10 protein-coding genes are annotated in these 11,865 nt (G+C 55.0%); 7 read left to right on the forward strand and 3 right to left on the reverse strand.

Annotation, left to right across the window (positions count from 1 at the left end; genetic code table 11):
- Positions 1-57: 57 nt before the first annotated feature.
- From C7387_RS04155 to htpX, 4 genes are all read left to right on the forward strand, one after another.
- Complete coding sequence (locus C7387_RS04155) at positions 58-555, forward strand: GAF domain-containing protein (RefSeq protein WP_006820379.1); 498 nt, start codon at positions 58-60, stop codon at positions 553-555.
- 97 nt (positions 556-652) lie between these two features.
- Positions 653-1,342, forward strand: a complete 690-nt coding sequence (gene proQ / locus C7387_RS04160) for an RNA chaperone ProQ (protein ID WP_006820378.1) — start codon at positions 653-655, stop codon at positions 1,340-1,342.
- A 19-nt stretch (positions 1,343-1,361) separates the two neighbouring features.
- Complete coding sequence (prc, locus tag C7387_RS04165; protein WP_006820377.1) at positions 1,362-3,410, forward strand: carboxy terminal-processing peptidase; 2,049 nt, start codon at positions 1,362-1,364, stop codon at positions 3,408-3,410.
- Positions 3,411-3,603: 193 nt separating this feature from the next.
- Entirely contained in the window at positions 3,604-4,485 is an 882-nt protein-coding gene (gene htpX, locus C7387_RS04170; protein WP_006820376.1) for a protease HtpX, read from the forward strand.
- A 51-nt stretch (positions 4,486-4,536) separates the two neighbouring features.
- On the opposite strand, the gene C7387_RS04175 is transcribed toward htpX, so the two are convergent.
- Positions 4,537-6,240 carry an alpha,alpha-trehalase gene (locus tag C7387_RS04175; RefSeq protein ID WP_120816135.1) on the reverse strand — a complete coding sequence of 568 codons (1,704 nt, stop codon included), beginning with the start codon at positions 6,238-6,240 and terminating at the stop codon, positions 4,537-4,539.
- Positions 6,241-6,628: 388 nt separating this feature from the next.
- Here C7387_RS04175 and C7387_RS04180 point away from each other — a divergent pair, with 388 nt between their 5' ends.
- Positions 6,629-7,987, forward strand: a complete 1,359-nt coding sequence (locus C7387_RS04180; protein WP_120816136.1) for a glycoside-pentoside-hexuronide (GPH):cation symporter — start codon at positions 6,629-6,631, stop codon at positions 7,985-7,987.
- Between the two features lie 54 nt (positions 7,988-8,041).
- Entirely contained in the window at positions 8,042-9,430 is a 1,389-nt protein-coding gene (locus C7387_RS04185; RefSeq protein WP_120816137.1) for a carbohydrate porin, read from the forward strand.
- Here the strand turns inward: C7387_RS04185 and C7387_RS04190 are convergent.
- Positions 9,414-10,373, reverse strand: a complete 960-nt coding sequence (locus C7387_RS04190) for an AraC family transcriptional regulator (RefSeq protein ID WP_120816138.1) — start codon at positions 10,371-10,373, stop codon at positions 9,414-9,416. The two genes, C7387_RS04185 and C7387_RS04190, sit on opposite strands and share 17 nt — an antisense overlap.
- A 112-nt stretch (positions 10,374-10,485) precedes the next feature.
- On the opposite strand from C7387_RS04190, the gene C7387_RS04195 reads away from it, so the two are divergent.
- On the forward strand, positions 10,486-11,688 hold the full coding sequence (locus C7387_RS04195) for an MFS transporter (RefSeq protein WP_120816139.1): 1,203 nt from the start codon (positions 10,486-10,488) through the stop codon (positions 11,686-11,688).
- 30 nt (positions 11,689-11,718) lie between these two features.
- Here the strand turns inward: C7387_RS04195 and mgtU are convergent, their stop codons facing one another.
- On the reverse strand, positions 11,719-11,805 hold the full coding sequence (gene mgtU, locus C7387_RS23335) for a magnesium transporter protection protein MgtU (RefSeq protein ID WP_350338166.1): 87 nt from the start codon (positions 11,803-11,805) through the stop codon (positions 11,719-11,721).
- Positions 11,806-11,865: the final 60 nt, after the last annotated feature.

Below are 11,865 nucleotides of genomic sequence, written 5' to 3' on the forward strand. Positions count from 1 at the left end.
TAGGGCGATGCCCGGTAGGCTACCGGGTGTGAAGTAAGACAACCAAGTGATTATATAATGAACAAAACAGAATTTTACGCGGATCTGAACCGCGATTTTCAGGCGTTAATGGCAGGCGAAACCAGTTTTCTGGCGACTCTCTCTAATTTGAGCGCGCTGCTGTACGAGCGTCTTGATGAGGTTAACTGGGCCGGTTTTTACCTGCTGGAAGGCGAAACGTTAGTGCTGGGGCCGTTCCAGGGCAAAATTGCCTGCGTACGTATCCCGGTTGGCCGCGGAGTTTGTGGCACCGCGGTGGCAGAAAATCGCATTCAGCGTGTCGATGATGTTCATGCTTTCGCAGGACACATTGCTTGTGATGCGGCAAGTAATGCTGAAATCGTATTGCCGATCAGCGTGAACAATCAGATTATTGGTGTACTGGATATCGACAGCGTCACGTATTCCCGCTTCAACGCAGAGGATGAGCAGGGCTTGCGGGAGCTTGTCGGGCACCTTGAAAAGCTGCTTGCAGGCACCGATTATCAAAAATTCTTTGCGCAGGTCGCAGGATAATCAACGGATAACGTAGCATTTAGCGATGGCGTCATTATAATGTCGCCTGTTCATGCCTGCGGCTAGTTGGCTACGTCCGTTGTAATCAGGAAATTTCATGGAAAATCAACCTAAGTTGAACAGCAGTAAAGAAGTAATCGCATTCCTGGCCGAACGTTTTCCGCACTGTTTCAGTGCTGAAGGCGAAGCGCGCCCCCTGAAAGTTGGTATCTTTCAGGATCTCGTTGCACGCGTTGAGGGGGAAATGAACCTCAGCAAAACCCAACTCCGTTCGGCTTTACGCCTGTACACTTCAAGCTGGCGTTACCTGTACGGTATCAAGCCAGGCGCAACGCGTGTCGACCTCGACGGTAACCCATGTGGGGAACTGGACGAGCAGCACGTGCAGCATGCGCGCCAGCAGCTGGAAGAGGCCAAAGCGCGAGTTCAGGCTCAGCGTATGGAGCAGCAGGCGAAGAAACGTGAAGCCGCTGCCGCCGCAGGCGAGCAGGAAGAGACGCCGCGCCGTGAGCGTAAACCGCGCCCGCAGACTCGCCGTCCGGAAGGTGCTGAGCGTAAACCTCGTGCTGCTAAACCTGCTGCCAAACCTCAGCGCGCACCACGTGAAGAGCCGAAACTGACGCCGGTTTCCGATCTCTCCGTGCTGTCCGTTGGGCAATCTCTGAAAGTCAAAGCAGGTAACAATGCTATGGACGCCACTGTACTGGAGATCACCAAAGATGGCGTTCGTGTACAGCTGACTTCTGGTATGTCAATGATTGTACGCGCAGAACACCTGGTGTTCTGAAACGGAGGCCTGGCCAGGCATGAACACATTTTTTAAGCTCACCGCGCTTGCTGGCCTGTTTGCAATAACAGGCCACGCCTTCGCCGTGGACGATATTACGCGCGCTGATCAAATTCCTGTTCTTAAGGAAGAAGCTCAGCACGCGACGGTGAGTGAGCGTGTGACCTCGCGGTTTACGCGTTCCCATTACCGTCAGTTCGATCTCGACAAGGCTTTTTCGGCGAAGATTTTCGACCGTTACCTTAATCTGCTGGATTACAGTCATAACGTACTGCTGGCCAGCGATATCGAACAGTATGCGGCGAAAAAAGGCGAAATCGGTGACGAACTGCGCACCGGCAAGCTCGATGTTTTCTACGACCTGTTCAACCTGGCGCAGAAACGTCGCTTCGAACGCTATCAGTATGCGTTGAAGGTGCTGGAACGTCCGATGGACTTTACCGGCAACGATACCTTCAATCTTGACCGCAGTAAGGCACCGTGGCCAACAACGGAAGCCGAGCTGAATGCCCTGTGGGACGGCAAGGTGAAGTATGATGAGCTGAGTCTGAAACTGGCCGGGAAAAACGATCAGGAAATTCGTGATACGTTGACCCGTCGCTATAAGTCGGCGATCCGTCGTCTGGCGCAGACCAACAGCGAAGATGTGTTCTCGCTGGCGATGACCTCCTTCGCGCACGAAATCGATCCGCATACTAACTATCTTTCTCCGCGCAATACCGAGCAGTTTAATACCGAAATGAGCCTGTCTCTGGAAGGTATTGGCGCCGTGCTGCAGATGGATGACGACTACACCATGATTAACTCCATGGTCGCAGGCGGTCCGGCGGCGAAGAGTAAAGCTATCAGCGTTGGCGATCGCATTGTTGGCGTCGGTCAGACCGGCAAAGCCATGGTGGATGTAATTGGCTGGCGTCTGGATGACGTGGTCGCGCTTATCAAAGGGCCGAAGGGCAGCAAAGTGCGCCTGGAGATCCTGCCTGCTGGTAAGGGCACCAAAACCCGCATCGTGACCCTGACGCGTGAGCGCATTCGTCTGGAAGACCGTGCGGTGAAAATGTCGGTGAAAACCGTCGGCAAAGAGAAAATCGGCGTTCTCGATATTCCTGGTTTCTACGTTGGCCTGACCGATGACGTGAAGGTTCAGCTACAGAAGCTTGAGAAGCAGAACGTGAGCGGCATTATCATCGATCTGCGCAGCAACGGCGGCGGGGCGCTGACCGAAGCGGTATCGCTTTCCGGTCTGTTTATTCCGTCTGGCCCGGTGGTGCAGGTACGTGATAACAACGGCAAGGTGCGTGAAGACAGCGACACCGACGGCGTGGTGTATTACAAAGGCCCGCTGGTGGTACTGGTCGATCGTTTCAGCGCCTCGGCGTCTGAAATCTTCGCTGCGGCGATGCAGGATTATGGCCGCGCCCTGATTGTTGGTGAGCCAACCTTCGGTAAAGGTACCGTTCAGCAGTATCGTTCTCTGAACCGTATCTACGACCAAATGCTGCGCCCTGAATGGCCGGCGCTGGGCTCTGTCCAGTACACCATTCAGAAGTTCTACCGCATCAACGGCGGCAGTACTCAGCGTAAAGGCGTAGTACCGGACATCATGATGCCAACCGGCAGCGAAGAGACGGAAACCGGCGAGAAGTTCGAAGACAACGCGTTGCCGTGGGACAGTATCAATGCGGCGACCTACGTCAAGACCGGCGACATGCAGACCTTCGAACCGGAGCTGCTGAAGCTGCACGATGACCGTATCGCGAAAGATCCAGAATTCCAGTACATCATGAAAGACATTGCGCGCTTCAATGCCCAGAAGGCAAAACGCAATATCGCTTCTCTCAATTACGCTCAGCGTGAGAAAGAGAACGAGGAAGATGATGCGACTCGTCTGGCGCGGATTAACGATCGCTATAAGCGTGAAGGTAAACCACCGCTCAAGAAACTTGATGATTTGCCAAAAGATTATCAGGAGCCAGATCCGTATCTGGATGAAACGGTGAAAATCGCACTGGATCTGGCGAAAGCCGAGAAAGCGCGACCGGCAGAACAACCGGCACCAACAAAATAATCCCCCAACAGGCACAAGCAATTGTGCCTGTTTTTTTTCCTTTCTTATTACATGTAAGTTACACGCATTTTAAATGTAAAGTTGTGTCTTTCTCGTGACTTAGCCGCCGTCAACACTTGAAAATAAGCGTAATGCCCCTACGATGTGGGTAATCGCATAGTGCGTATTGTTAGAACGAGGTTAAAAGAAAATTATGATGCGGATCGCGCTTTTCCTGCTGACCAACCTGGCCGTTATGGTTGTGTTCGGGCTGGTACTGAGCCTGACAGGAATTCAGTCGAGCAGCATGACAGGGCTGTTAATCATGGCTCTGCTTTTTGGTTTCGGTGGTTCTATCGTTTCGCTGATGATGTCGAAATGGATGGCGCTGAAATCAGTGGGAGGTGAAGTCATTGAGCAACCACGCAATGAAACTGAAAACTGGCTGATGAATACCGTGGCACAGCAGGCTCGCCAGGCGGGTATCGCCATGCCACAGGTTGCAATTTACCACGCACCGGATATCAACGCGTTTGCTACCGGCGCGCGGCGTGATGCTTCCCTGGTAGCTGTCAGCACCGGGCTTTTGCAAAACATGAGCCGTGACGAAGCTGAAGCGGTTATCGCCCATGAAATCAGCCATATTGCTAACGGCGACATGGTTACCATGACCCTGATTCAGGGTATTGTTAACACCTTCGTTATCTTTATCTCGCGCGTGATTGCGCAGATTGCGGCAGGTTTCCTCGGCGGCAACCGTGATGAAGGTGAGTCCAGCAACGGCAACCCGCTTATCTACTTCGCGGTCGCCACCGTGCTGGAGCTGGTGTTTGGTATTCTGGCGAGCATCATTACCATGTGGTTCTCCCGTCATCGTGAATTCCATGCCGACGCCGGTTCGGCAAAACTGGTGGGTCGCGAGAAAATGATTGCTGCGCTGCAGCGTCTGAAAACCAGCTACGAGCCGCAGGAGGCCAGCAGCATGATGGCGTTTTGTATCAACGGCAAAGCGAAGTCAATGAGCGAGCTGTTCATGACGCACCCGCCGCTGGACAAACGTATTGAAGCACTGCGCAGCGGCGAATATCTGAAATAACCGCCGCCGGAGAAGAACTGAAAAGCGCGTCCATCGCTGGACGCGCTTTTTTTATGCTGCCGGTTTTTTCTCCCCGGCGGCTGGGGTCGGAGCAGGGGCTGCAGGGCGTGTCTGCGGCACGCTGTCACAGGGTTTCTCTTTAGGGCAAATGAGGTCGAGCATTTTCAACGTCACGCCGTTGGTCCAGCCGAAGCCGTCCTGCAGCGGGTACTCACCGCCGCCACCGCCTGTACCGGTGGTCGTGACATCATATTTCTCGACCAGCTTCTGCTCGCGGTCATAGGTGTGCTGGACGTTGGTCAGGAACCGCCAGCTCACCTCCATCGCGATTTTCTCCTTACCGTAGTTCTGCAGGCCCTCTGCTGCGACCCACTGCAGCGGCGCCCAGCCGTTAGGGGCATCCCATTGCTGGCCGCTGTTGACGGTGGTTGTCGCTATCCCGCCCGGCTTCAGCAGCCGCTGTTCGGTCGCTGAGGCGACCTTCGCGGCGCGCTCGCTTGAGGCGGCGTTAACGTACAGCGGGAACAGCGCCGCGGCGGTCAGCTGATTACGGACTTTGTGGCTTTTCAGATCGTAATCGGCGTACCAGCCCTCTTTGTCATTCCACAGGTATTTCTCCATCGCTTTCTGACGGGCCGTCGCCAGCGCTTCATATTTCGCGGCGTTAGCGCTGTCGCCTGCGGCCTTGCTGGCGGTGGCGATCGTCTTCTCCATTTTGAACATCAGCGCGTTCAAATCGACCGGAACGATGCTGGTGGTGCGAATGGTGGCGAGCTTTTGCGGGTCATCCATCCAGCGAGAGCTGAAGTCCCAGCCCGAGGCGGCAGCCGAGCGCAGATCGCGATAAATCTCCGTCGCGGGGCGGTTGGGGTTGCTCTTCGCGGTGTTGACGTCGTCAAGCCACGACTCCGGACGCGGGGTATCGTTGTCATCCCAGTAGCGGTTGAGCACCGCGCCGTCGGCCAGCTTGACGACCCGATGATGGCTTTGCCCCGGCTGCAGGGTATCAACACCCTCCATCCAGTAGTCGTGCTCTTTCATCATTTGCGGCAGATAGGTTTTCAGGGCACTGTCGCCTTCGTGGGTGGCCAGAAGTTCTACCATCAGAGCAAAGAAGGGCGGCTGCGAACGGCTCAGGTAGTAGCTGCGGTTGCCGTTTGGGATATGACCCCAGCTGTCGAGCTCAGCGGCAAAGTTAGCCACCATATCGCTGACTTTATCCCAGTGGTCGCTTTCTGCGAGACCCAGCATCGTGAAGTAACTGTCCCAGTAATATACCTCGCGAAAACGCCCGCCGGGCACCACGTAGGGTTTTGGCAGCGGCAGCAGCGAATCCCACTTAGCCACGCTTTCGGTGGAGCGGGTCAGTACCGGCCACAGGCCATCAATATGCTGGCGCAGCGTCTGATCTTTTGGTGGTACATACTTCTCTTTCTCTGCCGGCAGCGTGAAGTTCACATCAACAAAATGGCGCAGATCAAAACTACTCTGGCTCTTTTGCATCCGATAATCGGCCAGAATCATCAGCGGATCGCTGTTGGGTATCGCGTCGGCAAAGGTTTTCTGATCGGGAAATAGCCTGGCGCTTTGTACGTCGTTAAACAGCGGCCCGAGCAGAACATCCGGCGAAGCGGGAGGGCTGGCAGGGGCATCATCAGCCCGGGTGAGAGGTGCAGCGCTCAGCAGCGCACCACAGAGCGCTATTCGCAGCGCTAATGCCAGTGCATCAGGGCGGCGCAGTACAGGTTTTGTCATCGAGTCTTCTCCTTGTAAAACTGAACAGCGGTGCCGCTGTAAACAACCCTCTGAAAACCTTAGCCGATTTTTTCTTTCCCGGCGTGGCGAACCCCGCATTTTACGCAGAACCAGACAATTTACCCTTGCGTGAGAAAACGGAAGTGCAAGGAAATAAATATATTATAAAACTCCTGTATAAATACTCTGGCTAAATAAGCGGATTCAATAAATAAGAAATCCCTTAGTTGATGTGTGAGGTTGTTATGCAAATACATAAGCTGCACACAAGATATTTCACGTGCACGATCACACAAAATAAAAAACATAAAATAGTAATCAAAAAACATAATGGATCGTACGTGGTGCTCTGTATGAAATTACTCTCCAGAAAATTAAAGGAGGCGTTATGGAAAATGCACAACGGATCCCAATTCGGGAGAAAATAGGTTACAGCCTGGGGGATGCCGCCAGCCATATTGTATTTGATTCGTCAGTCGCTATTCTTGCTTATTTTTATACTGATATTTATGGCTTGCCCCCGGCGGTCATGGGCACCATGTTTTTACTGGTACGTTTATTAGATGCGGTGACCGATCCGGTGATGGGCGCGATTGCGGATGCCACCCATACCCGATGGGGGCGCTTTCGCCCCTGGCTGCTGGCTATCTGCGTCCCGTTCGCCGTCAGCTGTGTGCTGGTCTACACCATTCCTGACTTCAGCGAAAGCGGGAAGGTCACCTATGCCGTTGTCGCCTATATCTTTATGACGCTGATGTATACCGCCATCAATATTCCCTATTGTTCGTTGGGGGCGGCACTGACCGCCGATCCGGATGAGAATCTGTCGCTACAGTCGTGGCGTTTTGCCATTACTCCGGTAGGCGGGGCGCTGGGTACCGCCTTTATTCTTCCTCTGGCTGACTATCTGTATCCGGCGGATCGGGCGGCAGGGATCCAGCTGGCGATGGCGATTTTTGGCGCACTGGGATGCCTGATGTTTATCATCTGTTTTTTCACCACCACAGAGCGCGTGCAGCCGATAAAAGAGGAGAATCTCAATATTGCCCGCGATGTCAGGGTGCTGTTTCGCAACGAGCAGTGGCTGATCCTCTCCGTGTATAACTTCACGATGCTGGTGGCGGTTGTCATTCGCGGCGGGGCGGTGGTGTATTACGTGAATACGGTGCTGAACAGAGGCGCGGACATTATCTCCTTGTTTATGCTGGGCGGCATGTTTGCCTCGATGTTTGGCTCTGTCCTGGCGAAGCCGTTCGGCACTCGTTTTTGCAAGGTCAGGCTCTCTTTCTGGGTCAATATTTTCAATGCGTTACTCGGGCTCGCCTGTTTCTGGCTCCCGGTACAGTGGTGGGTGATACCGCTGGCGGCACACGTCATTATTCAGGTCGTGCAGGGAGGTAACGGTGCGCTGCAGTGGTCAATGATTACTGATGCCAATAATTACGGCGAGTGGAAAACGCAGCGGCGTATTACAGGAATGAATATTGCCGCCAATATCTTTGTTATTAAATTAGGGGTTGCCGTCGGTGGTGCCATTCTGGGATGGGTACTGGCTGGCTTTAATTACCAGGCGGGTAGTTCGGTACAAACGGCTACGGCAGTACAGGGTGTGGTGCTGTTATTTTCTGTCATTCCTTCGCTTTTTTATTTATTAACCGCCCTGGCGATAAAGTTCTACGGCTTGAAAGCATCGGTAATGAATAACGTGGTGAATGATTTGAGAAACGGGGAATTTTGCAAGGATTAATCATTTTCACTGATGGCTTCTTTTTTATTATCAGTAATGACAAGGACTAAAAGTATGAAAATAAAATATATAGCGATGGCTATCGCCGGGCTTTGCTGCGCGCAGGCGTTAGCCACCAATACCTCCAGCGGAATTGAGCAAAAACTTGCGGAGCTGGAAAGCCGCCTGGCGAGCGCAGAGCAACGCGCAGCCAACGCTGAAGCTCAGATACAGGCGCTACAGCAGCAGAGCGTAAAGACCCCACCTTCTGCGACGGTTAGCGTACAGTCGGAACAAACGGCGGCAGCGGCGCCGCAGGACGTGCTCCCCAAACTGACGCTTTCAGGTTATGGAGACCTGAAAATCTACGGTGACGTCGAATTCAATATGGACGCCGCCAGCCGGACCGGCAGCCTTACCTCTTTACACCCCACGGCTAACAGCGACTGGGCATCGGGTGGCAATGAGCGTTGGGATATCAACGGTCGTATTTTGCTGGGATTTGACGGCTACCGGCGGATGGATAACGGCTATTTTGCGGGATTCTCAGCGCAGCCGCTCGCCGATATGACCGGTTCGATGAACCTTGATGATGCGGTGTTCTTCTTCGGTCAGGAGAACGACTGGAAGGTGAAAGTCGGGCGCTTCGAGGCGTGGGATATGTTCCCGCTGAATCAGGATACGTTTGTTGAGTATTCCGGTAATACCGCCAACGATCTTTACAGCGACGGCTACGGCTATATCTACATGATGAAAGAGGGGCGCGGACGCAGCGACAGCGGGGGGAGTTTCCTCATGAGTAAAACCCTCGGGAACTGGTATTTTGAAGTGAACACCTTGCTGGAAGACGGCAGCGCACTGTTTGTTGATAAGCAGTATCACGGGGCTGAACTGGTGAACGATAAGAACGTTGCCTATGTGCGCCCGGTGATTGCCTGGCAGAATGGGCGCTTCTCCACGGCAATCGCCATGGAAAGCAACCTTGTCAACAATGCCTATGGCTACCGTGACAGCAACGGGCGTTGGGTCGATCAGTCCGATCGCACTGGATACGGCTGGACCATGACCTGGAACGGACAACAGACCGATCCGCAGGACGGTGTCGTCGTTAATCTCAGCACCGCGTATCTGGATGCCGTCGACGAAACCGACTTTACCACCGGGGTGAATGCGCTATGGCATAACGTTGAGCTGGGCTACATTTACGCACATAACAATATCGACCGCTTTGATTCCGCAACCTTTGACGCAGACTGTGGCGGTGACTGCTGGGTGACCGACCCGGGGAGCTACGATATTCATACCATTCATGCCTCTTACCTGTTCCCCAACGTGATGAATATGAAAAACTTCAATATTTATCTCGGGGCTTACGCCTCGTGGGTCGAATCCGACCCGAAAGAGGGGAACGGTAGCGAAGATTCACGCTATGGTGGCCGCGTGCGTTTCAAATATTACTTCTGACCGCTTCACGCATAGCGCCGGGGGGCTGCCCGACGATGCGCTTAAAGGCGCGACTGAAGGCAGCAACGGAGCTGTAGCCCAACTGGAGCGCGACCGTTTCAATCGGTTGCTGCTCCTGGCTGATGTACTGTACGGCAAGGCGCATTCTGAGCTCGCTCAGGTAGCGGGCCGGGGTGCTGCCGGTGGCAGCAAGAAAACGTTCGGCGAAGACCGAGCGTGACGTCCCGGCTTCGCGCGCCAGCGTCTCCACGCTCCAGTTGACGCCCGGCTGCTGGTGCATGGCGTAGATGGCGCGGCTCAGCTTCGGATCGCGCAACACCTGCACCCAGCCGGTAGCGCTGCCGCAGCCGGATTCGACCCAACCGCGTACGATAAGGGCTGCGACCACGTCAGCCAGTCGCGCGAGGATCCCGGCAAACCCGACCTGGCGAGTCAGTGATTCGCGCTCCATCGCCGCCAGCAGCGGGTGAATTTCCGGCCACGTCGACAGCAGTGAACTTACCAGCATCACCTCCGGCATCGCTCTGACCAGCGGCTGCATCCCGCCGAGTTCGAAATCCATACAGCCGCTAAAGATAACGGCATTGTCCGTGGCATCGGTCTCAATCCCGCACTGGCGGATGGCGCAGACCGAGCTGCAGATTGGCTCACTCGGACAGGCGGAAATGGGGGTGACGCTGGCCTCCGCGTCGGACAGCAGCATATGGCTGTCCCCGTTAGGGATAAACAGCGCATCGCCGGTATTAAGCATCCACGTTTTCCCGCCTGCGATGCGCAGTAATACCGGGCCACGACTGACAAAGTGAAACTGCGCCCGCCCGGGAGCCTGTTCAAAACCTACGCCAAAGGGTGGGCTGACCTCAATACGGCGGTACTTCACGCCGGATAAGCGCATGCCGCGTAAAAGCTCGCTGATTAAATCGGGATGGTGATGAGCGCTCATCGCAACTCCGGACGGATAGTCAATAAATGAAGATTATATGTCATAGATCGTCCACGGGTAACTTTCTATGCTTTGCGACAGTTGTCACATTTTTCTAACGGGAGAGCAACAGATGAATTCCTGCGTCGCACAAAGTGAAGTTATGACGCCCGCAAAACCGGCCTGGCGCGCCGTCTACTCGCTGGGTTTAGGCGTGTTCGGCCTGATAACCGCGGAGTTTCTACCCGCCAGCCTGTTGACCCCGATGGCGTCGAGCCTGGGCGTGAGCGAAGGCATGGCCGGCCAGGCGGTGACCGCTACCGCGCTGGTCGCCCTGGTGAGCGGATTATTGATTGCCGCCGCAACGAAAAATATCGACAGGCGCTGGGTGCTGATGTTCTTTTCAGTGCTACAAATCGTCTCAAGCCTGATGGTCGCGTTTGCGCCTGGATTGCAGGTTCTCCTGCTCGGTCGGCTGCTTCTGGGGGTAGCCATCGGGGGATTCTGGGCGATGTCAACCGCCACCGCCATGCGTCTGGTACCGGCAGATAAAGTGCCGAAGGCGCTGGCGGTGATTTTCTCCAGCGTCTCCGTCGCCACGGTGGTCGCGGCACCGCTCGGTAGCTATCTCGGCGCAATGATTGGCTGGCGCAATGTGTTTCTGCTCTGTACCGTGCCGAGCATCCTGGCGCTGTTGTGGCAGCTATGGGTATTACCATCAATGCGTCCGGAAAGCAGCGGTAGCCTCAGCACCCTGTTCCGGATGCTGCGTCGCCCGGGGATGATCGGCGGCATGCTGGCGACGATCCTGATTTTTAGCGGTCACTTTGCGTTCTTCACCTATCTGCGACCGTTCCTCGAAACCGTCGGTCAGGCGAGCGTTGAGAGCGTATCGCTGATCCTGCTTGGCTTTGGGGTGGCAAACTTTATTGGGACCTCCGTGGCGGGGTACCTGCTGTCGCGCAGCCTGCGGATGACGCTGGCGCTGGTGCCGTTCGTGATGGGCGTTCTGGCCTTGATGCTGGTGGCGTTTGGCCATCTGGCGGCGATCGACGGCCTGCTGGTAGCGCTATGGGGCTTTGCCTTCGGGCTGGTGCCGGTCGGCTGGTCGACATGGCTTGCCCGAACGGTACCGGATGAAGCTGAAAGCGCAGGGGGGCTGTTGGTGGCATCTATTCAGCTTGCCATCAGCGCGGGGGCCGCGGGTGGTGGAATGGTGTTCGACCTCAACGGTGCCAGCGGCGTGTTTACCGGCAGCGGGCTGCTGCTGGTGACCGCGATGGTTATCGTCTTCCTTGGTGTGCGGGTCACGCCGCGGGTTCAGGGAGAAGAGTAATAAAAACGGGGGCAGATGTGCCCCCGTGGTTTAGCGTATCCAGATAGTCAGCAAAATAATAACAACCGCGAAGAGGATGACCGTGAGAAACAGTCTGTCTGGGTTATTCTTTCGCATGCTGCCTCCTGTCTATTGCACGATTTGCCACATGCCGAAAAAAAAGACCAGCATACCGAC

It is taken from the genome of Yokenella regensburgei (genome assembly GCF_003634235.1).
In the GTDB taxonomy this organism is placed as follows: Bacteria; Pseudomonadota; Gammaproteobacteria; order Enterobacterales; family Enterobacteriaceae; genus Yokenella; species Yokenella regensburgei.

What these genes read in the sequence shown, in the direction of transcription:
- C7387_RS04155 (WP_006820379.1), top strand. Translation starts at nt 58, where the DNA reads ATGAACAAAACAGAATTTTACGCGGATCTGAACCGCGATTTTCAGGCG.
- proQ (WP_006820378.1), top strand. Translation starts at nt 653, where the DNA reads ATGGAAAATCAACCTAAGTTGAACAGCAGTAAAGAAGTAATCGCATTC.
- prc (WP_006820377.1), top strand. Translation starts at nt 1,362, where the DNA reads ATGAACACATTTTTTAAGCTCACCGCGCTTGCTGGCCTGTTTGCAATA.
- htpX (WP_006820376.1), top strand. Translation starts at nt 3,604, where the DNA reads ATGATGCGGATCGCGCTTTTCCTGCTGACCAACCTGGCCGTTATGGTT.
- C7387_RS04175 (WP_120816135.1), bottom strand. Translation starts at nt 6,240, where the DNA reads ATGACAAAACCTGTACTGCGCCGCCCTGATGCACTGGCATTAGCGCTG.
- C7387_RS04180 (WP_120816136.1), top strand. Translation starts at nt 6,629, where the DNA reads ATGGAAAATGCACAACGGATCCCAATTCGGGAGAAAATAGGTTACAGC.
- C7387_RS04185 (WP_120816137.1), top strand. Translation starts at nt 8,042, where the DNA reads ATGAAAATAAAATATATAGCGATGGCTATCGCCGGGCTTTGCTGCGCG.
- C7387_RS04190 (WP_120816138.1), bottom strand. Translation starts at nt 10,373, where the DNA reads ATGAGCGCTCATCACCATCCCGATTTAATCAGCGAGCTTTTACGCGGC.
- C7387_RS04195 (WP_120816139.1), top strand. Translation starts at nt 10,486, where the DNA reads ATGAATTCCTGCGTCGCACAAAGTGAAGTTATGACGCCCGCAAAACCG.
- mgtU (WP_350338166.1), bottom strand. Translation starts at nt 11,805, where the DNA reads ATGCGAAAGAATAACCCAGACAGACTGTTTCTCACGGTCATCCTCTTC.